Genomic DNA, 24,197 nt, shown 5'->3' with positions numbered 1-24,197 from the left:
CCTGCGTGGCTTGGTGGGTAAAATCAGTGATTGCGGCCCAGAGAGAAATGAGCAATATCGGCCATGGCGGCACAGTAGCGAGACTCGGGCACCGATTTAAGGGCTTGCAGCGCTTGCGTCACCGCCCGCTCGGCCGCTTTGAGGGTGTAGTCCATGGCGCCTGTGGCCTCAACGATCGCGACGACTTGTTGCAGCTTGCTGGCATCGCCCGCGCTGATGGCCTCGCGGATAATCTGGCGGTCGGCCTCGGGGGCCTGGCGCATGGCGTAAATTAACGGCAGGGTGGGTTTGCCCTCGGCCAGGTCGTCGCCCACGTTTTTGCCCAAGGTTTCGGCGTCGCCTTTGTAGTCCAGCGCATCGTCGACCAGCTGAAAGGCGATGCCCACTTGTAAGCCATACTCTTTCAGGGCCAGGCGGGTTTTTTGATCGGCGCCTGCGATCACCGCGCCCACCTCGCACGCGGCGGCAAACAGCACCGCGGTCTTTTTGTGGATGACCTCGATATAGCCTTCTTCGGTCAAGTCGGGATCTTTGGCGTTAATCAGCTGCTGCACTTCGCCTTCGGCGATCACATTGGTGGTGTCAGAGAGAATTGACATCACATCCATATTGCCAATGGCCACCATCATTTGGAACGAGCGCGAATAGAGAAAGTCGCCCACCAGAACACTGGGGGCATTGCCCCATTCGGCGTTGGCGGTAGGGCGGCCGCGGCGCAGGCTGGAGGTGTCTACCACATCGTCGTGAAGCAAGGTGGCCGAATGAATAAATTCGATAATGGCGGCCAAGTCCAGATGCTCTTTGCCCCGATAGTCCAGCGCCCGAGCCGCCAGCAAAACCATGAGCGGACGCAGACGTTTGCCACCGGCTTCAATGAGGTAGTGGCCAATGTTCTCTACCAGTCCGACATCGGAATGCAATTGACGGATAATCAGTTCATTGACTTGGCTAAAGTCATCGGCAACAACGTCGTGAAAGGGCAGCATGAAGACTTCCTGTAATTGGGGCAGAGCGCATCCTAGGCAGGGGGCCGCACGCTGTCAAGCGCAGCGGCCCTTGAGGGGTGTGGCCTCTTAGTGCAGCTTTAACTTGGGTTTAAGCCAGCGGTTAATACTGCCTGATAACATCAGCAAACCGGTTTTGATGTAGCCGTGTACTGCTAACTGGTGCATGCGATAGAGCGAGATGTACATAATCCGCGCCAGGCGACCTTCAATAAACAAGGTGCCGCGGCTTAAATTGCCCATCAAACTGCCCACGGTAGAGTAGTTAGATAGTGATACCAGCGAGCCGTGGTCTTTGTATTGAAAGACCTTTTGTTTGCCACCATCCAATTGCGCGCGAATATTGTGGTAGCAGACATCGGCCATTTGGTGTGCCGATTGCGCACGGGGTGGCACTCGGTTGCCATCGGTTTGAATAAATTCGGCGCAGTCGCCAATGGCAAAGATCGACGACTCACCTTTTACCTGCAGGTAGGCGTTTACCGGTAGCTGGTTGATGCGGTTGGTGGTAATGCCACCAATATTTTTAAGCGCGTCGGGCACCTTGACCCCGGCAGCCCAGACCATCAGGTCGGCCTCGATTTTTTCGCCATCGCTGGTTTCCAGGCCGTCTGGCTGGGCGGCGGTGATGCGAGTGTTCAGCTTGATCTTGACCCCTAATTTGGCCAGCTCGCGGCTGGCCGAGGTAGAAATACGTTCGGGCAGGGCGGGCAGAATACGTCCGCCCGCTTCCACCAAGGTGACGTTTAAGTGCTCGCTGTCTACGGCGTCAAAGCCGTAGGCGTGAAACTTGGTGACCGCATGATGCAGTTCGGCCGATAACTCAACCCCGGTAGCCCCGGCCCCCACAATGGCAATGTTGACCGAATCGCGCACTCCACTGACCCGCTGAATGCGCAAAAACTTACCCAGCAGCTTATTGCGAAAGCGGTGAGCTTGCCCCGGGCCATCCAAAAAGATGCAGTGATCTTTAACCCCGGGGGTGTTGAAATCGTTAGAGGATGAGCCAATGGCCAGCACTAAAATGTCGTAGTCAATGCGGGTTTCGGGCAAAAGCTCTTCACCGTCTTCATCCGCCATGGGTGCCAGCACCACTTGTTGCTGGTCACGGTCGATATCGGTCATGGTGCCGATACGGAAGTGGAAATGGTTGGCAAAGGCATGGGCCCGATAGCTGACTGCGTCCACCCCTTCGTCCATGGTTCCCACCGCAATCTCGTGCAGCAGTGGCTTCCAGACGTGGGTGGTGTTTTTATCAATTAAGGTGATATGCGCTTTTTCCTTGCGGCCTAACTTTTTACCCAGCTTGGTGGCCAACTCCAGGCCACCGGCGCCGCCGCCGACTACAACAATCTTTTTCACGTGTGACTCTCTCTTTTACGGCGGGGGATTGCCCCGCGTTGATTAAAAGGGCTTTTGGCCCGTTGCAATAGCTTTGCGTGTGAACGCTAGATTTCTATAATTTTCTGCGTTCTGCGTTCTGCGTTCTGCGTTCTGCGTTCTGCGTTCTGCGTTCTGCGTTAGACGTCCACCCACTGCCCCGCTTTAGCGCTGGCAATAATACGATCAATCACCTTCATATTATTCACCCCGTCTTGCAGTGGTGTGGGCACTGGTTTGTTGTGCAGTATGGCATCGCAAAAGTGATCGCCCATGGCCCGGTATTGGTTGGCCGGTGCCAGGGTGATGGTTTCAGTCTGATCGTTGTGCTGCACCGTAATCTGGGCTTCGCTGTCGGCGGTGGGGTTGAACGGCCGGGGAATGCTGATAAAGCCCGCCTCGCCGCAGATTTTGGCCCACTGGCCCGGCTCGGTTTTGGTGGAGCAGCTAAAACTACCTGTACCCTCGCTAAACGCCATAATGGCTGAGGTAATCGCGTCTACCTCGTAGTTCATAAAGTTCATGTGGCCGCACACCCGGGTGGGTTCGCTCTGGTAAATAAAGCGCGACAGGGAGACGCCGTAACAGCCAATATCCATCAGCGCACCGCCGCCCATATCGGCATTGTTGCGAATATTGCTAGCGTCGCGATTATTGTAGGAAAACTCGCACTGAATATTGCGCACCGGGCCAATCACCTTGTCGCACAGCTCGCGTATTTGCTGCCACTGGGGGTGAAAGCGGTACATAAACGCTTCCATGACTTTAATGTCCGGGTAGTCTGCGCAGGCCTGTAAGAGTTTTTGCGCGTCGCTGGCGTCCAGTCCCAGAGGCTTTTCCACCAGCACATGCTTGCCCGCTTGCATGGTTTTGATTGACCAGGGCACATGCAGGTGGTTGGGCAGCGGGTTGTAGATGGCGTCTACCTCGGGGTCGGCCAGCAGCGCTTCGTAGCTGTCATGAGCGCGGGCAATGCCCAAGGCGGCCGCTGTCTGTTGTGCCTGCTCGGGGCGGCGCGACGCAATGGCGACCACTTCACCTAACGATGAGCTTTGCAGGGCGGGAATAACGTGTTCACGGGCAATTTTAGCGGTGCTGAGTACACCCCAACGAATTTTGGCCATAGTCTCCTCGGGCGCTGCGGGGTAATTTAGGGAACCTCTGATTAAGTCCTCAGCGGTCTCTGCGCGAGTCCAAAACGTTCACTCCGCAAGGCGCGCTTCGCAGGCAATGGCCATAGCCCTTGGCAAGAAGCGCAACACCGCGGATGGACGTTTTGGCCGCGCCCTTCGGGGCTTACAGAGCTTTCCGATCTCTGCGTTGGCTCACCTCGCCGGGCCGTCAGCACGCCATCGGCTCGCCGCCTTGACCTCGAAAAGCTCTGTAAGCCAGAGACTGCTGAGGACTTGATCAGAGGTTCCTTGCGGCATTATACGCTCTTAGGCGAGCCCGCACTATGTGGATAACTTCAAGCTGTTTCTAAAGAATAGTCAATTTTAACGCGCGCTTAAAGGTGGTTTTATCGGCGGGCTGTGTGTAATTGGGCGGGCGGGTGCGCCGTTACCGGTTAAACCGAAGCGCTGAGCGCACTGGGCAATACACCGGTCCAGCGTTTGAAGGCGCGGCGCAGGTTGCGGCTATCGTGAAAGTGCAGGCGGGCGGCAATGTCTTCTACGCTTAGCTCCTGGCGGGTTAACCACTCAATGGCCAGCTCTTTGCGCACGTTATCGTAGCGCTGTTGAAAGTGGGTGTGATGTTTTTTCAGTTTGCGCTTTAGGGTGGCGGGGCTGACCTCCAGCGCCTGGGCCAGTGATTCCAAACTGACATGGCCGGGTATGCTGCGGCGAATGCGCTGATCGATATGGCTGATAAACCCTTCACTAGGCTTGTCCTTAAACAATACTTCACACTGGCGTTTGGCAATAGTGGCCGCGCTGGTAGTGGCCATAGGGGTATTCTGGGTGGCCAGTTCGCGGGGCAAGCGCATGGCGGTGATGTGACGTTTTGAGTAAACGCGCGGGCCCCAGTTCACCGAGTATTGTTCCGGGTGAGTGAGCTCGCCGGGCAGAAAGTACTCCCAGGGGAGCGATTGCTGGTAAAGCTGACGCGACAGGGAGGTTATGGCAGTCATCAGCATATCTCGCAAAAACGCCCCTTGGTCGCTGGCTTCGCAGCTCTCCTGCCAGTAGAGGTAAACAAAGTCACTGTCCAGTGACAGGCGCGGCTGCAGCAGCGGGCTTAACAGGGCGCTGTAGTTTTCCAGTGTTTGCAGTGCGTCCAGCAAGTGAGACGCCTGAGTGAGCGCGGTGCTGGCCGGACCAAAGTTTCCCGGAAACAATCGGTGCCCGGCGAGAAAAGCGGTGTCGCTGGCGGGCATAAGCCGCTGAATATTGCGCAGCAGGGCGTAGCATTGAACGGGTTTAATAATCAGGCTGGCGGAGAGAAAGTCCGCCATAAAAATTCCGGTGCCGCGCAACAGTCTGTCGGGCTCTAGGTCGCGGCTGCAGGCCAAGTCAATCAGGGCGGCGGGAAACTCGTGGGCGGCAATACACGGGGTGTCGTTTTCGTACCACAGGGTCATTTAGGCCACCCTCGGGGTGCGCGAATCCTTCGCCTGCAGCAGGCGTTGGGTGGCAAGCGTTAGCAATGCGTCGGCCGGGGTTCCGGTGTCGGTGGCAATCCCGGTGCTGGCGCTGTGGTAAATAGTCTCACCCCGGGTGGTTTTGTAGGCAAAGTGGGCCACTGCGTCTTGTAGCTGTGCCCCTAGCTGCTGTGCCAATTGCTCTCCGGCCCCGGGTAGCAGCACCGCAAACCGATCCCCCGCGTAGCGGCACACCAGGTCGCAGCGACGCACATTAAGCAGCAAGACTTCGGTCAGCTCTTGCAGCAAACGGTCGCCCTCGCGGTGGCCGTAGCGTCGGTTGATGGTGTCAAAGTCGTCTAAATCCAGCAGTACAATGGCCAGGGGGGTGTGTTGTTGCTGACAGCGCAGTTGCAGCTGGCTGAGCTGCTGCATTAAAAAACGCGCATCACCCAGTCCGGTAAGCCGGTCTTGCAAACGGTAATCGCGATAATCTTGTTCTTGGCGCTGGCGCTGCTGGCTAAGCAGTAGCTGCTCTTTGTGCCAGTGGTATAAACCCAGCGTTAAAATAATCAGACCAACAGGCATGAGTACCGACTCGATGCTGCCGCGCCAGGGGCTGGCATCGGGAATCGCGATTACTTCGTCCATTAAATCTTGAAACGAGCCGATAAAAATACAGCCCAGGCCCAGCGCCAGCAAGGTGGTTACCGAACCCTTGGGACGGCTGTTTAAGGTAAACACCAGCCAGAGTCCGGCCAGCAGACAAACCCCCGATTCGGCCACAATATCCAGCCAGTCGATCTCGCGCCAGAACTTAATCTCACCCACCGCCAGCGTTAATAAAATGGTGAGATTGGTCAGCACAGCGATGAATAGCAGTTTCCACTTGTGTAAACGAATCATGAGAGTCCGGCGCGTTATCTAAAAGAGCCTTCTAACTATCAAGCTTATGTAACAGTTGTGTGACAGCCGGGAGGGGCATATTAGCTCAGGGTGTTTTTGGATCCGGGTATGTTTTTGCAGAAATTACGGCGAGCAAACCCCTGTGTGCCTTATTCTTCGGGGGCTTATTGGCTCAAAGTGTCGCTGATAGCACCGCGTTTCGCAGGTCTGCCTTAAGCCTGTCACAGAAATGTCATGCTGGCTTTTTATTGTCTGCCCCACATTTCAAATGCCGGCCAATTGCTGGCACTGTTTTAGATCATTGGGGGATTTTCCATGAACTCTATTGCCACCAAATGTGCACCACAGGTACGTCGCCAATTACTGGCTTCAGCCATTGCTGTACTCACATCGGCCAGTGTTCTGGCCGATGGCCAGATCTCGGGTCAGCTAACTACCGAAATCAGCGGCGTACCCTTGCAGGGCAGCCGGGTAAAAATTGAAGAGTTAAATGTCAGCACCGTGACCGGCCGCGACGGCCGCTATAACCTGACGGGTATCGAGCCCGGCCGCTATACTCTGAGCGTGAGCTACCTGGGCGTGCAAACCATGCAGCGCACCGTTGAGGTGGTAGACAATAAAACCCTGGTCAGCGATTTTAAAATTCAGCCCTCACGCCCCGAGCAAGAGTATGTGATTGTGATGGGCCAAGCGGGCAGCTTGAACAAAGCGCTTAACGTGCAGCGTTCAGCGGACAATTTAGTAAGCGCGGTGGCCGCCGACGCCATTGGTCAATTTCCGGATACCAATGTCTCCGAAGCGTTGCAGCGTTTGCCCGGTTTGTCCATTGAGCGAGATCAGGGTGAAGGTCGCTATGTGCGTGTGCGTGGTTTGGGTCCCGACTACAATGCGGTAACAGTGAATGGCGTTAACCTGCCTTCCCCCGACTCGGGCCGCCGCGCGGTTGCTTTGGACGTGATTCCCTCAGACTTGTTGGAAGGCCTGGTGGTGAGCAAAACCTTGACCGCCGATATGGATGCCAACTCCCTGGGCGGCAGTATTGATATCCAAAGTTTGTCGGCGTTTGATCGCGACGATATGTTTTACTCTTTCACTGCCGAGGCCAGCTACAACGAGCTGACCGAAAGCACCAGCCCCAAGTTGGCACTCACCGCATCGGATCAGTTTAGCATTGGCAGCGGCACCGATAACCTAGGCATTGCCGGCGGTATCAGCTGGTATGACCGCGAGTTCGGTTCCGATAATGTCGAGACCGGTGGCGGCTGGGATTTTGACGATGACGGGGCACTGTTAGAAGAAGTGGAACAGCGTGATTACTTAATCACCCGCGAGCGCTCAGGTGCGACATTGAACTTTGATTACAAACTGAGTGAAAACACCGAGCTATACTGGCGTAACCTGTACAGCAAGTACACTGACGCGGAAGTCCGCCAAGCCAATATCTTTGAATTTGAAGACGGTGTGATGGCAGGCGAAGCGGGCGTGGCCGAGGTAGGGCGCGAGCTCAAAGACCGCGAAGAAACACAAGAAATTTTGTCTACCGCCCTCGGTGGTACCACGCGACTGGACAGTTGGACAATCGATTACCGTGCGGCCCTGTCAGAATCCAGTGAAGATGAGCCTCGCCACGTGAGCGGCGCCGTTTTTGCTGGCAGCGATGCGTTTGCAAATGTGTCCTTTAGCGATACCCGCGAGCCTTACCTGAGCACTCCCGACGCCTTCTTTTCCGGCGATAGCTATGAAATGGACGAAGTCGAGAAAGCTAAATCCGGCACTGACGATAGTGAAGAGTCGTTTCAGTTGGATATTACCCGCGACTTTTTTGTGGCCCAGCATTCGGCCCAGTTAAAGTTTGGGGGTAAATACCGCAACCGTGAAAAAGATAACGATGTCGAAATCTGGATTTATGAAGATCTGGATGAGCACGGCTTTAGTGATGAGCAACTGTTGCTGAGCGGCTATGCCCAGGGCGCACCGGATTATTCTCTGGGCAACTTTGGCCCGGGCATTAACACCGATGCTGTAGCCGCCTCGTTGGCGGGTTTAGATGACAGTGAGTTTTACTCCGAAGAAGATTCCACCATTGAAGACTTTGATGTCGAGGAAACCGTATCGGCTGCCTATCTGATGGGGCGCATTGATCTGAACGATTTGCGGTTAATTGCCGGTGTGCGCTACGAAGATACCGAGTTTTCCTCAAAGGGCACCCGTTTTGACGGCGATGAGTTTTCCCCGGTTGAAGTAGACAACCAGTACGATAACTTTTTCCCATCGGTACACGCGCGCTACGCGATCGGCGAAAATACTCAGTTGCGCGGTTCCTGGACCAACTCATTGATACGTCCGAACTTTGAACAGCTGGCTCCTAACTTTGTTATCGATGATGAAGAGGCCGAATTCGGCAACCCGCTGCTTGATCCTATGGAAGCGGAAAACCTGGACTTTGGTTTTGAACACTACATGGGGGTCGCAGGCGTCGTTTCGGCCTACATTTACTACAAAGAAATTGATAACTTTATCTATCAAACCGATCTGGCAGGCGCCGATCAGTACAGTGATTATGATGAAGCCATTACCTTTGCCAATGGCGACTCGGCCGAGGTGTCCGGTATTGAGTTGGCGTTTTCCAAGCAAATGGACTTTTTGCCCGGTGCGTTAAGTGGCTTGCTGCTGTCGGCCAATGCGACCTTCTCGGATTCGGAAGCCTCTCTTAGCTATTACGATGCCGATGAAGGCGGCTGGCTGAGTCGCGACAGCAAGTTGCCCAGCCAGTCGGATACCACCGGTAATTTAAGTATTGGTTACGAGGCGTCCAGCTTTAATATGCGCCTGGCCGCCAACTATAAATCGGAGTACTTGCTGGAAGTTCAGGATGTGACCGATGCGGCGGAAGATGTTTATGTGGATGAGCAAACCCAGCTGGATTTCTCGGCGCGCTATTATTTGACCGAGGGAATGCAAGTGTATTTTGAGGCGCTTAATTTGACCGACGAGCCTTACTATGCCTATGTGAACGACAACCAGTACAACGCTCAGTACGAAAGCTATGGGCTTACCTTTAAGCTGGGTCTGACCTTGACTAACTTTTAATAAATAATGCAGCAGCGGTGCGTGGCGCCGCTTATGGGGTTGAGTAAAATGACAGTTAAATATTTAGCGGCATCGGTTGCGCTTTGTGTAAGCTTAAGTGCTTGCGCTGCGCCTAACAAAGAATCGGCCGACACCAGCACCCTATCCGTACCCGCCCTGCAGCAGGGAAACCCTGCTTTTTGGTTAGAGCTTGATGCGCAGAGCAACCTATCGGTTAGCGACGGTGATGTCTTCGCCCGCGCGGTGCAGGTGGTTGATGTTGCGCAGGTAAATAACGGCTTTTTAGTCGCGGCCATTGAGGGCGTGGAATCAACGCCCGTGCTCTATCGGTTGAACGCCAAGGGTAAGCAGGCAGAGCGCTTGGCTTCACTGCAGGCGCCCGAATTTTTAGTAGAGGGTTTGTGCCTGGCATCCGAAGCTGACGGCAGTGTTTCTTTGTTTATGCTGGATGAGCGCGGCAGTGCTGAACAGTGGGTGGTGTACAGCGAGCAGCAAACACTAAAGCCTGCCAAGCTTCGCACCTTACCCATTGCCCCCAACGCCACCGCTTGCGCGGCCGACGGTAAAGGCGGCTTGTTTATCGCCGAGGAAGAAATGGGACTGTGGCGGTATTCGTCCAATGCCGAAAAACCCGTTAGTCGTCAGGTGGTGGATTTAGTCGCACCTTATGGAAATCTGGGTGAAGGCAGCGAAGCGGTCGCCTACTTGGGCGGAAACGTGATTTCGGTCACTGTCGATTCGGGGTTGGTGCAAATGTATCAACCGGGCGAGGACAACACCTGGGCGCGTGTTGAGTTGGGTACCTGGAAAGGTGTTGAGGAGCCCGAACAGTTACAGGCCTGGTATCAGGCCGAAAGCGAAACACTGCATTTGCAAGTGCGCGACGATGCCTCGGGCGACTATGCGCGCAACCGCTTTACTGTGGCTGCAGCGGAGTTTGATTTTTCTCGGGCGCTAGAGTCAGAGGTTAAAACCGTTAAACCGCGCATCCAAACTGAGCCCGTGGCCCGCTTTGGCGATGCGGCGGATGACCCGGCGATTTGGGTTCACCCTACTAGTCCCGAGCAAAGTCTGATTTACGGCACCGACAAAAAGTATGGTCTGGGGGTTTATCGCCTGGATGGCTCGCAATCGCAGATGCTTCCGACGGGGCGCCTGAATAATGTTGATATCCGCTATGGCTTTGATTTTGGCGATGGCGTTGATGATATTGCGGTCGCCACCCAGCGCGATGACAATTCTTTGTCCATTTACAGAGTCGATGCCGAAAACGGTGCAGCGACGCATTTGGCTGAGCTGCCCACCGGGCTCGAAGAGATTTACGGCTTTTGTATGTATCAGGATGGCGCTAAAACCTACGCCATTGCCAACGGCAAAAGTGGTACCTTCGAGCAGTATCTGCTGAGTGCGAACGCAGGTAAGGTCACCGCACGCCTGGCGCGCACCTTTGCCGTGGAAACTCAGCCCGAAGGTTGTGTCGCTGACGATGCCACGGGAAGACTGTTTGTGGGCGAAGAGGCCGTGGGTGTTTATACCCTGTCGGCTAAACCCGACAGCGACGAGCCTTTATCGTTAATTGCAGCGACCGACGATGTTTTGGTGGCCGATGTAGAAGGCATGGCGCTTTACCCGGCGGTCGATAGTCGCTATCTGATTGTGTCCAGTCAGGGCGATGACAGCTATGTGGTGTTTGAGTCCAGCGCGCCTTACAAGCGTGTAGGTAAATTCCGGGTGGGCGCAAATTATGGCGCCGGTGTGGATGCCATTTCCGAAACCGACGGTTTGGAAGTGACCCATCGTTCGCTGGGTAAGGGCTATGAGCGAGGGGCCTTTATTGCGCAGGACGGTCACAATATTATGCCCGAGAGGCCGCAAAACTTTAAACTGGTATCTTGGTCGGATATCGCCCAGGAGTTGGAATTGAATGACTGAGAAACAAATAACGGGGCGCGATATCGATATTGACGATATCGCGGTTAACCCCACCCAAAGAACTTCCCTTGGGGAGCTCGCCTGTTCACGACGTCGCTTCGTAACAGGTTCCATGGCTGCTTGCCTGGCGCCCGGCGCCGGGCCTTTTTTATTGTCGGGGTGTACTACCCAGAGTTCACCGTCCATTTTTAACGATGCGCTGCGACCAACCATTGGCTTTACCCCTGTGCCAGTGGCGCTCGGCGATCAGGTAGACGTTGTGACTGTGCCCTATGGCTACACGGCGCGGCCGTTTTTTTCCTGGGGTGATAAGGTGGTTAAAGGGGCGGCAGATTGGCGTTCTGATGCCAGTAACACCGCCGCCGAGCAAGAGCTGCAAGCCGGGCAGAACAATGACGGCATGCACTTTTTTCCATTCCCCGACGCGCCCAATGAGCACGGGTTGTTGGTGGTAAACCACGAATACATCAATGACACCTTGCACCCCAATGGCCCCACGGTTACCGAAAATTCGCAAGGGCAAAAGCAGCGCCCCATGCAAGAGGTGCTTAAAGAGCAGGCCGCTCACGGTGTTAGTGTCATTGAAATTAAAAAGGACGCTGACGGGCAGTGGCAAAAAGTGTATCCCTCGCACTATAACCGTCGTTTAACGGCCAACACGGTAATGGATATCAGCGGGCCGGCGGCGGGCAGTGCGGCGATGAAAACCCTGCAGGACGAAACCGGGCGTCGCGTTCTGGGGACGTTAAATAATTGCTCGATGGGTGTTACGCCCTGGGGGACTTATTTAATTTGCGAAGAAAACTGGAAAAACTATTTTGTTAACCGCGACGAGCAGGACTGGCAAAATCGTCCGGCTCACAAACGCTATGGCATATCCGCAGAGGCTAACAGTTACTACAACTATTGGGAGTCGGCGGACGAGCGCTTTGATGCTACACCCAAGGCGGAGCAAAAGCGCGGCGGTTATGTCAACGAACCCAACCGCTTCGGGTGGGTGGTGGAGTTTGATCCGTTCGACCCCGAATCCCGTCCGGTTAAACGCACGGCCCTTGGACGTTTGGTGCGCGAGGGCTGTACCTGCGTGATGGCTGACGATGGCACTATGGCGTTTTATTCCGGCGACGATACACGCGGCGAGTATGTGTATAAATTTGTCCCCGAGGGTAAATTCCGCGCCGATGCGCCCGCTGCCAATCGCGATTTACTGGATAAAGGCACCGCTTATGTGGCGGTTTATCACGCGGACGGCACCGGCGAATGGCGCGCTCTGGTGCAAGGCGAAAATGGTCTGACCCCCGAGAATGGCTTTGCCACCCAGGCCGATGTATTGATTAATCTGCGCGGCGCTGCCGATGTGGTGGGGGCAACCCCTATGGACCGCCCCGAGTGGGTCGCGGTGCATCCGCAAACCACCGACGGCTATGTCTCGCTGACCAACAACTACAAGCGTGGGGTTGACCCCGATCAGCCGTTGAACGCCGCTAATCCGCGCGCGGATAACGACCACGGGCAAATTTTGCGCTGGCGCGAGTTCGATCAAAACCCGGCCGCCGAGAAGTTTCACTGGGAGTTGTTTCTACTCGCGGGCCCCGTGTTGCAAACCCAGCCGAAACCCGGCGAGTTTGCCGCACTGGAAGGCGACCGCTTTTCCTGCCCCGATGGCCTTTGGTTTGACGGCGACGGCCGGTTGTGGATTGCCACGGACTACGACGAGCTGGAACCGGAGTACGCCGGGCAGGGCACCAATCAGCTGCTGTGCGCCGACCCGGTGACCCGCGAGGTAAAACGCTTTATGACCGGACCGGTGGGGGCAGAAATTACCGGCTTAACCGGCACGCCCGATGGCAAAACCCTGTGGTTTAACGTGCAGCATCCAGGATTAAGTTATCCGGCCAGCGATGGTGTAACCCGGCCGCGCTCCACCACGGTGGTGGTGACAAAAGACGATGGCGGTGTGATTGGTAGTTAACCAAGCGCCTTATCGCCGTTTTTATAAGCGGCGATAAGGCGCGCTAAAATGTGTGCTAATTGTTTCGTGGTTAATTGTCTCGTGGCTAATAGGCTTTGCGCCCCAAAGGTGAAGAACCGCTGCGCGCCATATTAAACGCCGTATAAACCCCGAGGCCCAAAAATAAAAAGTCCAGCCAGCCAAACGACGCTTTAAATATTTCTGAGGTGGCAATATGGCCGTATTGCTCAGAGAACTCTTCGATAGTGTTTGCCGAACCCACCTCGCGCGCTTCATTTAAATCTTCCTGCAATTGGGTGCGAAACTCGGCAACGGTGGCTTCGGGAATTTCCGAGGGGCTAACGCCCACCACATAATTATTGTCAATAATGTGTTCGCGCAAAGCGCGGTCACTGGCAAGCGCTGCCTGCAAAGGTGCAATTTGGTCCCGCGCGACCGAGATAAAGTCATCGAACTCTTCCTGCGTAATGTGGTTGTTCATCTCTGCGAGGTAAGTCTCGGTAAAGGATGACGCCACCCAGTATTTGCCTCCGAGTATGGCCACCAGCGCCAGCGCGCCGCACAGATAACCGGCGTTGTCACCTTCGGCGCCAAAGTAAACGGCCGCTGCGCCAATCATGCCACCAATCGCCCAGGCCAGAAGTCCCAGTTCCAGTTCAAAGGTTATGGCGACAAACTTCCACAACAGTGCGCCAAGCAGCGCGGCAGTGCCAGCGGCGAGTAAAATTTTAACCGTAGAGGGCGAAATCTCCTCGGTGCTGTCGTCTGCGGCGTTGGTTTTGTTGTAGCGTATTGCGCCGCTTGCCAATTGTGTTTCGGGTGTGAACGCCTGGGTATGCGCCTCGGGTTCTTGCTGTGCTGTGTCCGTAGCGGTGTCGCTGGCTTGCTGTTCGCGTGACATCTCTGTCGGCTCCATGGGCGCCAGGGTTAAGCCGGCACTACCACTGATCGGCTGAGTATTAGAATCAGGGGCTTGAGGCGCTATAGTTTCGCCCTGCGGTTTAATGGCCATCAGCAATCCCAGCTTTTCCATTTGTTGCCGCAGCGACTCTGCCCGTTCCAAGCTCACCGACTTTTTAATCGCGCGGTTGTTTTTCACCAGTTGCGCGGCCTTGGTCGTTTCTATTTTCGCGAGCTTGGCAAAAGCTGCAATAGCGGCCTTGGGGGAGTGGCCGGTTTTTACCTTGCCGGTGAAGTGCACATCGAAAAGAGCGTCCTCTGTCATCGCCTGTCCTTTGTCTTATAAATACGATAGTTATCTTGAATTGATTTTATTGTCTTGAAAGAGATAGGCAATAATAAAGGTGTGATGGGGACGAGGCAAATAGATTAAAAACGGGCATCCTTGCCCGTGGCTTTAGCGGGGAGCGAAGCGTTTTAAAAGTACAGGCAATAATGTTAAGTCAGCCACCAGCGCGATGGTCATCGCCAAGCCCGAGAGTAAGCCGAACTGTACGCTGGGGACAAAGTCGGAAAACAACAGCATGGCAAAGCCCAGGACAATAATTAACGTGGTGTAGAGCAGAGCGTAACCCACACTGTGATGCGTGCGCTGCATGGCGTCGCTGTGGCCGCCTTCTTCGCGGTAGCGGTGCATATAGTGAATGGTGTCATCCACGGCAATGCCCATGGCAATCGAGGCGATGGTCATGGTCATTAAATCCAAAGGAATACCCAGCCAGCCCATAGTCCCCAATACGGTAACGGTCGTTACTATGTTGGGAGCAATGCCCACGAGGGCAAAACGCAGCGAGCGGAAAATAACCCAGAATGCCAGGGTTAGGGCGATGTAGACCAAGCCTAAAGACAATATTTGCGAGCGAAACAGTTTTTGCAAAATGTTTTGGTAGAGCATAAATAGGCCAGTCATCTGGTAATCCTCTGCGGGGATTTCCAGCGCCTGCATGTCAGCTTTGATTTGCTCAATATAGTCAGCGCGGTTGAGCCCCTCGGTGGTGTCTTGCACCCGAGTACTTACCCGAAACTGATGATGCTCGTTGTTGTAGTAAGAGCCCAGCAGGCTATCGCGAAGCTCTTTGTCTATTGTCCAGTAAACCGCGTTAATTTCGTATTCGGTCAGGGGTTTACCGCCGTTAATCTGTTTAGCCAGCTCGGTAAAGTTCACCACCGACAAGGTATCACCACTGGCCTCATAGTCTGTCAGTGCCGATTGAATTAACTGTAAGCGTTGCAGCTGCAGCGCGTTAAAGTCTAGGTCAGGATTGTCGGGACTTTGCGGTGAATAGGTGATGTCCAGTGCGGTGGTGCCGCCGAACTCCCGGTCGATAAAACTCAGCTCGTTATACACCTGAGTCGATTCAGCAAAATAGTTAATAAAACTGTTCTCGACGCTCAGCCGCAGTAGCCCCAGGGCACTGACAATCACAATCGCAATGCTTGCCAGAACGACCAGTACGCCGTGTTTATCGGACAAGGTTAAAAAGACATTCAAAACACGTTTTGCCAGCCCGTGGGGGTTGCCCTGGGCTTCGCGAGAAAAGAAGGCGAGCAGCGCGGGAAACAGCAACAGGCTGGTAGCAATGGAAAAACCCATGGCGATGATCATCATCCAGCCAAAGGCAATAACCGGTTGAATATCGGTCAGCAGTAAAGAGGCAAAGCCCACAGAAGTGGTAAGCCCCGCGTACAGGCAGGGCTTAAATTTTTGCTTGAGGGTATCACTCAAAAGCTGCGCTTGGTTCCAGTCCTCGTGGCGGTCGCAGCTCTCGCGGTACTGGACAATTAAATGCACCACAATGGCAAGGGTAAGAATCAGCTGCAAGGCGACAAAATTGGCGGAAATAACCGTCGCTTTGAATCCCAGGGCGCCGAATAGCCCCAGGGTCATAACCACGCTGCAGGCGCAACAAGCGGCGGTTAAAAGAACCCAGCGCGGTTTGCGAAATAGTATGATCAGCAGCAGAAAAATCATGCCCGCAATCGCGCTGCCGAAAATCAGTAAATCGCTCTTGATGATGTTGATTAACTGATAGCCTACAGCGTGCGCGCCACCAATGTATAAATTAGCCGATGATTCATAGGGTTTAATAATATCGCGAATGCGATCAATTTCGCGGTTGCGGGTGGTAGTTAAACGCTTTTCAATCGGTTCGGCTTTTTCTTGTAAGCGTTCAAGTTGCTTTGTTTCGGATTCTGTGAGTTCGCTCTGCAGCATTTTTTCTTGCAGGGCGGTAATTTCAGCGTTAATGCTTTCCAGTTCGGGGTGAGATTTAAACAGTATTTGAATGCCGGTTGCGGTTTGCTCGCGGTTAATCACCAAGTCTTCAAAAATCGGGTGGTCTTTAAAGGTTTGTGCGAGCTCTTGAGGGGCGAAATCTTTGTTTGCGATGGTCCACTGATCAGCCGCGCTGCCACTCAAGCCGCCTTTGGCGAGGCTCAGCAAAGGTATATTAAGAATGGATCGGACTGAGTCGACTCGCTCTAGTTGAGAAAATTCGTCGCTCAGCGATTCAATCTCGGTAAAGCTTTTTTCTGAAAGCACCGGGTGATCTTGGGGCTCGTAGGCCACCAGCAAGAACTCTTGCGGTGCAAAACGCGCGTCGGTGACCCGGGTTTTTAAATACAGCTGGTTGTCTTTGGTGAGTAGCGTATCGGCCGAGGCGTCAATGGTGAATTTGGTGGCCTGCCAGCCCAAGAACACCGTAAGAGCAATAAAACAGGCGAGAATGATTTTGTGGTAGCGCACCGCCGCCGCGATTTTATGGCTCATCGCTTACCTCGGCGTTCTCTACGTTTTGGTAGTCGGCATCGCGCATAATGCTCTGCAGGTAAAGGTTGCGGAATAAAATATACGGGTCGTCACTTTTTTCTCGCAGGGCATTATAGCGCTCGGCATCGCTGGAATAGTCTTGCAGATAATCAAACGCCTTTACACCGAACTTTTCCGGGTTGTCCATCAGGTAGGTGACGGGGTTGAGGAAGTAGTCGGTAATGGCCGAGGTGCCGTCGCGCAAGTCAGAAGGACCAAAGAAAGGCAGTACCAAATACACGCCATAGCCTGCCCCGTATTTCATTAGGGTATCGTCAAAGTGGGCTTCGGCGCGCTCCAGGCCAAACCAATCGGCGGCCGGATCGAAAAGCCCCGCAAGCCCCAGCGTGGAGTTGATAACAAAGCGTGCCAGGTTGCGGCAGGCGAGCGCGCCCTCAAGCTGTAGAGCATTATTCACAAAATAAATGGGTGTTTTTAAATTATAAAAGAAATTGGTTACGCTGTTGCGCACGGGCAGCGGGACAACTTGAACGTAGCCGCTGGCGAGAGGGATCAGTGCATAGCGATAGGCGACGTCGTTAAAGGTAAACATCGCCCGATTAAAGCCTTCCAGCGGGTCGTTATAATCGGTGTAGGAAACCACCGTGGGTTCGACGTCGGGAATGCCTTCAGGTGCATCAATCACCTTTACCCCTTGGTCTACCTCGCTTGCCGGCGTTTCTACCGGCACATAAGTGCGCCCGACATTTTCCTGGGGTTGGTTTAGGCTTGCACAGCCGCTGCCCAATGCGATTAGGCTAAGAATAAAAATCCAGCGCGAAATAGGGTGATACCAAGGCAGGCCGCCATTCATAATCATGTCCTGTTATAGGCTATTGTGATTGTGAAGGTAAGCGTAGCAAGTGGTGTGCCATGCCACAAAACGACCTCAGGCTGCGCAGCTAAAGAAATAAACGGCGCAGGCGAGCTGAACTTTTGTAATTTCTACCAAAAAGGGGCGACATAGGTCGCCCAAGTGGGGGTGAGCTAGAAAGCATTTTGTGGGGGTTAGTGCGCCTGCACCAGAGATTGGGATTGCTTCTGGTTAAGAATCTGAATATCCACGCGGCGCTCCAGGGCATAGGTTTCGGCGTCCTTACTGACCGTGACTGGTGCAGCGCCGTGGGCGGTAATGTTGATGCGCTCGGCGTTTACTCCAGCGGCCACCAGCGCCTCTTTGACCGAGTGAGCACGATATTGCGAGAGTACGTTGTTGTATTCATCGGTACCGCGCGGGTCGGCGTAGCCGTCCAGCTGGATGCTTAGCTCGGCGTTGTCCACCAAAAACTTGGCCAGAGTGTTTAGCGCCTGTCGATTTTGTGGGGTTAATTGGTCATCGCCAGTTTTAAACATCACCTGCAGCTCCAGCTGATCCAGGGTAATGCTTTCAAAGTCATTAATGGTAGTGTGGGCGGCGTGCAGCTGCTGGGTTACGTCGCGCAGCTGGCTTTGCGATGCTTGATACTGCTTTTCCAGTTGTCTGGCCTCCTCGTTGTTTTCCATTTGCTCGGCGACGTAAATACTGCCCACAAATGCCGCCAGCATACCCACTGGGCCACCGACTAAGGCGCCGGTTATCACCCCGGCGGTGGCGACGCCCGCCTGCTTGGTCTCCAGGCTGGCGGCCTGGGTGCTGGGTACTTGAGCGGTGCTGGCGGCGATAATAGCGCTGGCGAGTAGTGCTTTTTTCATGGTCTTGCTCCTGTGAATCAGTGAGAAGTTGTCTGTGTCTACAGGTGCTATTTAGCGCTAAGAAAAGGGCAGAGCCGTGGCGCAATTAAGGCAAGTTGCGGAGCAATTGTGGGGAAATATGATGTTTCGTCAGACGTCAGACGTCAGACGTCAGACGTCAGACGTCAGAGGTAAAAAAACCGCCGCATCGTTGAGGCGAATGCAGCGGTGAAGAAGCGACGGCGCGTTGTGGAAGCGGTGCGACGCCGCGTGCGCCGTTGTGGTGATGAGTGGTGGTCATCCGGCGCGTGGTGAAGGGTGTGGTTTTACTGGTTGGCGGCCAGCGGCGTTATGCTGGAGTCTTCATCTACCTCTAATAAAGCCTCGGGCTTGCCTTTACAGGCCTTGGCCAGCTTGTCGCTATTGCGCGCCAGCAACAGGCCAATGGCTTCGCTGTGTTCTTCGCTGATTCCTTTAACGGAATTTTCAATCAGGTCGGTAATATTGGCTGCCAGCTCCAACATTTTGTCGTGAGCTTCGGCGGCTTTTTTGTCATCAAACATCTTTCCATCCCGGTCACATTTCCAGACGGCGACTACTGCCATGGTTAACCTCCATTGCGATACTGTTTGGATATACAGTATCGGGCGGTGGTTAAGCTGTCAAGCAAAAAAGAAGGGAAGGGTGAGCCCGAGGCTCGCCAGCACCAGGGCCAGCTGCAGCCAGCGGCTGTGGCCAATCAGCCGCCAGGCGGCGCGGGGGTTGGGGCCTTTGCGGCGACTGCCCATGCGCAATGCGCACAGCCAGACGCCACTGCCTGACAGAATGGTCATGGCCAGGCCCCAGATAAACCAGATGATTTTGCTGGAATAACCGGCAAAGGTGCCAAAGTGGAGTGGGTCGACGGCTTCGGCGATGCGCTGGTGAGCGCTCAATTGCTCGCCTTTAACCTGGCCGATAAGGGTTTGGGTATTGGCATCAACCGCGATGGTGTTGGCGCGATCGCGCACCAATATCGCCGTGTCTTCGCCCTGTAGCAGCAGGGGGTTGTCTTTTAGTACCAGAATGCGCTTGAGCTTAAAGCCCGGGTTCTGCGCCAGGGCTTGCTCAATGGCTGGAATTAGTTTGGCGGCGTCTTGTGGTTGCGCTTGAGCCTGAGCGGCTGCCTCGGGCAAAAGGCTGGTTGCGGCGGGCGCCGAGCCGCCCCAGCGCTCCACCAGATACCACAGGCCGGTTAGGGCGATAAGACCGATAAACGGCAGGCTCCAAATACCCAGCCAGCGGTGCAGGTCGCCCCACCAGCGTCTGGGGGTATCGCCACTGGTAGGCGTTTTGGCAAAGCCGCGCCACCATTTTTTGTAAATAAAAAACGCCGAAACAAAAGACAACAGCAAGGGGATGCTGAGCAGTCCGACAATGGTTAGGCCCCATTTGAGCGGCAGCATTAAATGCCGGTGAGTCTGGCGAAGAAATCGGTGCGCGTTAAACCACGGTGCGGTGCCGGTCACCTCGGCGGTGTAGGGGTTGATGTAAATTCGCTGCAGCTCGCCGGATTTGTCTTGGGCAATGGCTTCGGCCGCCATAAAGCGCGGCAGGCCCAGATTAAGAGAGCTGACCGTCCAGTCGGGGTTGGCGGTGTGGGCGGCGGCCAGCAGTTCAGCGGCCGGACGCTCCTTGCCATCCGCTGGTGCTTCTACCCGTAGTTCGGGCGTGAGCAGCCAGTCGATTTCATAGGCAAACACCGCCAGAGTGCCGGTGAGCGAGATAAAAAACAGCAACAGACTGAATTTTATGCCCGCCCAGCTGTGCAGACTAAACCACTGTTTGCGGTTCATCCGCCGCGCCACTGAGTGTTAAAACTCGCGGCTGATGGTGGCAACCACACGGCGCGGTTCACCGGGGAAGTGACCGGTGCGGGTAATAAAGCCACTTTCGGCATACTCTTCATCGAACAAGTTGCTGACATTCAGTTGCAGTTTCCACTGGTCAAAAGTGCTTTGCCAGCTGGCGTCGAACACGGTGTAGGGTTTCACATAATCGCCCTGAATGCCGATTTGCTCGTCTTTGTAGTCCACCCCAAAGGCGAATGCCGAGTTAATGGAGGGAAAGTCGTAGCGTGTCCACAGCCCCAGCAGGTTGCGCGGCGTATTGGCGAACCGATCGCCGGTGGCGTTAGTGATGCCGCTGGTGGCTTCCAGCACTTTGGTATCGTTGTAGGCGTAATTCAACGTCATGGTCCAGTGGCGCAGTAAGTCAGCGCTCAAGTCCATTTCTACCCCGCGGCTGCGCACCTTGCCCACGGCAATTAAGTCGTCCACGCCGTCGCCGCCGACATCGCCCGCCGGGTCGGCTTGCACGACATTGGTTTTTTCAATTTCGTAGGCGGCGACGTTTAACTGCGCGCGGCCCGACCACAGAGTGAGCTTGCTTCCAATTTCAAAGCTTTGGCTTTCTTCCGGGGCAAAGGGGCCGCCTTTTTCTTCGTCCTGGCTCGAAACACTTTGCGGCTCAAAGCCCTCGCTGTAGCTGGCGTAAAAGTTAAGGTTGTCGGTTAAGTGGTAAACCGTGCCCAGGCGGTAGGTGAGGGCGGTGTCGCTGTCTTCGGCGGTGCCGCTGATGCTTTCAAAGTCGTTAAAGCGCAGACTAACCAGCACATCCCAGGCATCGGATAATCCGATTAAGTCTTGCACATAAAGTCCGGATTGGGTCAGCCCCGATTGCGACTCGCTTTCCCAGTCGCGATCATCCAGGCCGTACTGGGCGCGAGAGGTCTGGCCGTAAACCGGATCGTACAGACTTAATGGTGGCACCACGCCGCCGGATTCGATTGGGCTGCCGCGCTTGGCTTTAAAGTCGCTGTCCAGGTCATAAATATCAAAACCTGTCAGCAGCTGATGGCTGATGCCGCCGGTGTTAAATTCGTAAATTAAGTTGGCGTAAGCGCTGGTGCCTTCACTGTTGCGCACCTGGTCGCGAAACTGGCGGGCCATCATGTCGTTCACGCCATCGTCATTGGAGTCGTAAAGTCCGCGCGGCTCGTGATAGTTTTGCAGCTCTTGGTTTTCATAGTAGCGAACCGCCGCATCCAGTTTGACGCTGTCGTTAAACGCGTGTTGCAGGCGCGAGTAAAACACATCGGCGCTCAGGCTTAAAAAGTCGGTGGGTTCGTTGTGGTTCCAGCTGGGGTCCACCAAAAACTCGCCGTCTTCATCCACCGGCACGCCGCGCAAACGGTTGGCGCCCAGGGTTTGATCCACAAACGAATATTTGACTTGCACGCTGGTGTCGACGCCCGGCTGCCAAATAAAACCTAAGTCGCCCTGGTCGTTGTCGTTGGTGCTGTTGTTGCGAAACGGCTCTTCGGTCTCTTTAAGCATGGCTACCCGGTAGCCAAAGTCGCTGTCGCCAAAGCCGCCGGTGGCCTGTACGTTCACCCCGGTTAAGTCGTAATCGCCCACCACAATCTGGGCGCGGCCGTATTGCTCCAGGCTCGCCTGGCTGGTGGCGTAGTTAATTAACCCGCCCGGCGCGCCGGCACCGTAGATGGCGCCACTGGGGCCTTTGAGTATTTCCAGGCGGTCAACGCCAAAGGTGCGCGGTACGGTAAAGCCCGCGTAGGGGTCGCCGCGCAGGCCGTCGTACAATGCATCATCCTGACGAAAGCCGCGAAAGGTAATGCCCGAATAACTGAATACGCTCACGCCGCTGATATCGCGATACAAATCCCGCGCATCTCGCGCGCCCTGGTCTTCAATTAGGTCGGCGTTAATAATTTGCACCGAGGCAGGCACCCGCGACAGGTCGGCATCAATACGGGTCGATACCGAGGAGTTGTTGGCCCGATACAGCGACTGAGCCCGGCCGGTGACGACCATGGTTTCCAGTTTCTCGGCGCTGGGTTCAGAGTCGGCCGCCTGAGTCAGGGGCGAGGCGAGGGCTACGGCGAGAAAGAGAGGCGATCGTTTAAGCATGAAGTTATCCGTTCTGCGAAATTTGTGCGGATGGTAAAGATTATCATGTATATTTGCAATTGGTGTGCTGTTCAACCGCGTGGTTGATATGGATAATGGCGCTCTTGTAACCGCCCACAGGATGCCGCGTGAGTCAGTTAGAAACCCCACAGCCGTCGGGCAACAAGCCGCCCGCAAAACCCGGTTTGCTGCGCTCTAGCAGTAAAGTGGGCGCCATGACCATGAGCTCGCGGGTGTTGGGGTTGGTGCGCGATGTAGTGTTTGCCCACACCATTGGCGCCGGCGGCGGGGCCGATGCTTTCTTCGTAGCGTTCAAGATTCCCAACTTTATGCGCCGCTTATTTGCCGAGGGCGCCTTTGCCCAGGCGTTTGTGCCGGTGTTGTCGGAGTATCGGCAAAATGGCTCTCACGCGGCGGTCAAGGCGCTGGTGGATCGGGTAGCCGGGGGCCTGGGATTGGTGTTGCTGCTGGTGACCGCGCTGGCGGTGTTGGGGGCGCCTTTGGTGGCGACGGTTTTTGCGCCCGGCTTTCGCGGTGACCCCGAGCAGTTTGCCCTGGCCACCGAGATGATTCGCATCACCTTTCCCTATTTGATGTTGATTTCGCTAACCGGCTTGGTGGGCGCCATTCTCAACAGCTACGACCGCTTTGCGATACCGGCGTTTACTCCGGTGTTGTTGAATGTGGCGCTTATCGTCGCCGCCTTGGTCGTCGCCCCCATGTTTGACCCTCCGGCGCTGGGGCTGGCCTGGGGTGTGTTGGCCGCCGGGGTGTTGCAGCTGCTGTTTCAGTTGCCGTTTTTAAAGCCCATTGCTTTGGTGCCCTCGCCCAAGGTGGATTGGCGCGACCCCGGGGTCAAACGCATTTTGACCTTGATGGTGCCGGCGTTGTTTGGGGTGTCCGTCAGTCAAATCAACCTGCTGCTGGATACAGTGATTGCCTCGCTGCTGCCCGATGGTAGTATCTCCTGGCTTTACTATTCTGAGCGCTTGGCCGATTTGCCCCTGGGGGTGTTTGCGGTGGCCATCGCCACGGTTATCTTGCCCAACTTGTCGCGCCAGCACGCCGGTAAAGACCCCGCCAGCTTTGCCAGTACTCTGGACTGGGCGATTCGCCTGGTGTTTTTAATCGCCTTGCCCGCCGTGGTGGCGCTGCTGATTCTGGCCCAGCCGATTCTGGTTACCCTGTTTCAATACGGCGCCACCACGGCGGCGGATACGGATATGGCGGCCCTAAGTATGCGTGCCTACGCCCTGGGTTTGTTGGCGTTTATGTTGATTAAAGTGCTGGCCCCTGGCTTTTACGCCCGCCAGGATATGAAAACCCCGGTGCGCATTGGCATTATCGCTATGGTCGCCAATATGGTGTTGAACCTGATTTTTGTAGTGCCGCTGCACTTTTACTACGGCATTGGCCATGTGGGCCTGGCCCTCGCGACGGCGGCATCGGCCTACATAAACAGTGGTATACTCTACTGGGGCCTGCGCCGCCGACAGATATTCTGGCGTCAGCCGGGCTGGGGGCGTTTCTTGCTGCAACTAGTTCTGGCCAATGTCGCCATGGGCGCTCTGCTCTACGCCGCCACAATACTCTGGCCCAATTGGGTGCAGTGGGGAGCGCTCGATCGCATCTGGCGTCTGGCCGCCCTTTGCACCTTGGGCGCCGCCACCTACGGCGCAGTACTGCTTATCACCGGACTGCGCCCGCGTCACCTAAAACATCGCAGTTTCTGAGTGTGTTGGCTAACTAAGTTCTGTATTAAGAGGTCTTTTACTCTGACTTACGCCTGGCGCCGCGTTTTTGCAGGGGCTGGGTTGACAGGGAAGGACAGGCGGACATAATTTGTCCAGCGTCCAGCGTCCAGCGTCCAGCGTCCAGCGTCCAGCGTCCAGCGTCCAGCGTCCAGCGTCCAGCGTCCAGC

The 24,197-nt window shown here is 55.2% G+C and carries 16 protein-coding genes; 4 read left to right on the top strand and 12 right to left on the bottom strand.

All coding sequences use genetic code 11. The annotated features are described in order from the left end of the window. Positions 1–23 precede the first annotated feature (23 nt). The 5 genes from M6D89_RS09030 to M6D89_RS09010 all read right to left on the bottom strand — a co-directional run bounded on the left by M6D89_RS09030 (position 24) and on the right by M6D89_RS09010 (position 5,871). The gene (locus M6D89_RS09030; RefSeq protein ID WP_253967736.1) at positions 24–986 is read right to left on the bottom strand and encodes a polyprenyl synthetase family protein; all 963 of its coding nucleotides are present in this window, start codon (positions 984–986) and stop codon (positions 24–26) included. 87 nt (positions 987–1,073) lie between these two features. Continuing rightward, complete coding sequence (locus tag M6D89_RS09025; protein WP_253967735.1) at positions 1,074–2,366, bottom strand: NAD(P)/FAD-dependent oxidoreductase; 1,293 nt, start codon at positions 2,364–2,366, stop codon at positions 1,074–1,076. Positions 2,367–2,524: 158 nt separating this feature from the next. Continuing rightward, positions 2,525–3,508 (bottom strand): Gfo/Idh/MocA family protein, encoded by a 984-nt coding sequence (locus M6D89_RS09020; protein ID WP_253967734.1) that lies wholly within the window; start codon positions 3,506–3,508, stop codon positions 2,525–2,527. A gap of 443 nt (positions 3,509–3,951) precedes the next feature. Continuing rightward, a complete protein-coding gene (locus M6D89_RS09015; RefSeq protein WP_253967733.1) occupies positions 3,952–4,965 on the bottom strand; it encodes an AraC family transcriptional regulator in 1,014 nt (337 codons plus the stop codon). Continuing rightward, a complete protein-coding gene (locus M6D89_RS09010) occupies positions 4,966–5,871 on the bottom strand; it encodes a GGDEF domain-containing protein (protein WP_253967732.1) in 906 nt (301 codons plus the stop codon). Positions 5,872–6,186: 315 nt separating this feature from the next. On the opposite strand from M6D89_RS09010, the gene M6D89_RS09005 reads away from it, so the two are divergent. Genes M6D89_RS09005 through M6D89_RS08995 form a run of 3 tightly spaced genes read left to right on the top strand, consistent with a single transcriptional unit; the run spans position 6,187 to position 12,865 of the window. After that, positions 6,187–8,961, top strand: coding sequence for a TonB-dependent receptor (locus M6D89_RS09005; protein ID WP_253967731.1), 2,775 nt, complete (start codon positions 6,187–6,189; stop codon positions 8,959–8,961). A gap of 48 nt (positions 8,962–9,009) precedes the next feature. Then, positions 9,010–10,893, top strand: coding sequence for a phytase (locus M6D89_RS09000; RefSeq protein WP_253967730.1), 1,884 nt, complete (start codon positions 9,010–9,012; stop codon positions 10,891–10,893). Continuing rightward, positions 10,886–12,865 (top strand): PhoX family protein, encoded by a 1,980-nt coding sequence (locus tag M6D89_RS08995; RefSeq protein ID WP_253967729.1) that lies wholly within the window; start codon positions 10,886–10,888, stop codon positions 12,863–12,865. The genes M6D89_RS09000 and M6D89_RS08995 overlap by 8 nt, the downstream gene beginning before the upstream one ends. A gap of 85 nt (positions 12,866–12,950) precedes the next feature. Here M6D89_RS08995 and M6D89_RS08990 read toward each other — a convergent pair whose 3' ends face one another. The 7 genes from M6D89_RS08990 to M6D89_RS08960 all read right to left on the bottom strand — a co-directional run bounded on the left by M6D89_RS08990 (position 12,951) and on the right by M6D89_RS08960 (position 22,276). Beyond that, a complete protein-coding gene (locus tag M6D89_RS08990) occupies positions 12,951–14,090 on the bottom strand; it encodes a hypothetical protein (RefSeq protein WP_253967728.1) in 1,140 nt (379 codons plus the stop codon). Positions 14,091–14,222: 132 nt separating this feature from the next. After that, complete coding sequence (locus tag M6D89_RS08985; RefSeq protein WP_253967727.1) at positions 14,223–16,595, bottom strand: efflux RND transporter permease subunit; 2,373 nt, start codon at positions 16,593–16,595, stop codon at positions 14,223–14,225. Next, on the bottom strand, positions 16,585–17,448 hold the full coding sequence (locus M6D89_RS08980) for an MlaA family lipoprotein (RefSeq protein WP_253967726.1): 864 nt from the start codon (positions 17,446–17,448) through the stop codon (positions 16,585–16,587). Before M6D89_RS08980 ends, M6D89_RS08985 begins: the two co-directional genes overlap by 11 nt. 194 nt (positions 17,449–17,642) lie before the next feature. Beyond that, positions 17,643–18,326: an OmpA family protein gene (locus tag M6D89_RS08975; RefSeq protein WP_253967725.1), complete on the bottom strand. Its 684-nt coding sequence runs from the start codon at positions 18,324–18,326 to the stop codon at positions 17,643–17,645. A gap of 305 nt (positions 18,327–18,631) precedes the next feature. Further along, positions 18,632–18,910: a YebG family protein gene (locus M6D89_RS08970; protein ID WP_253967724.1), complete on the bottom strand. Its 279-nt coding sequence runs from the start codon at positions 18,908–18,910 to the stop codon at positions 18,632–18,634. A gap of 57 nt (positions 18,911–18,967) precedes the next feature. Beyond that, a complete protein-coding gene (locus M6D89_RS08965; RefSeq protein WP_253967723.1) occupies positions 18,968–20,140 on the bottom strand; it encodes a PepSY-associated TM helix domain-containing protein in 1,173 nt (390 codons plus the stop codon). A gap of 18 nt (positions 20,141–20,158) precedes the next feature. Beyond that, positions 20,159–22,276, bottom strand: a complete 2,118-nt coding sequence (locus M6D89_RS08960) for a TonB-dependent siderophore receptor (RefSeq protein ID WP_253967722.1) — start codon at positions 22,274–22,276, stop codon at positions 20,159–20,161. A 128-nt stretch (positions 22,277–22,404) separates the two neighbouring features. Between M6D89_RS08960 and murJ the strand changes: the two genes are divergently transcribed. Further along, positions 22,405–24,009 (top strand): murein biosynthesis integral membrane protein MurJ, encoded by a 1,605-nt coding sequence (gene murJ, locus M6D89_RS08955; protein ID WP_336297545.1) that lies wholly within the window; start codon positions 22,405–22,407, stop codon positions 24,007–24,009. Positions 24,010–24,197: the final 188 nt, after the last annotated feature.

Source organism: Gilvimarinus xylanilyticus (assembly GCF_024195295.1).
Taxonomy (GTDB): Bacteria; Pseudomonadota; Gammaproteobacteria; order Pseudomonadales; family Cellvibrionaceae; genus Gilvimarinus; species Gilvimarinus xylanilyticus.
Note: the sequence above shows the minus strand (reverse complement) of the source record. Positions and strands in the feature narration are given on the sequence as shown.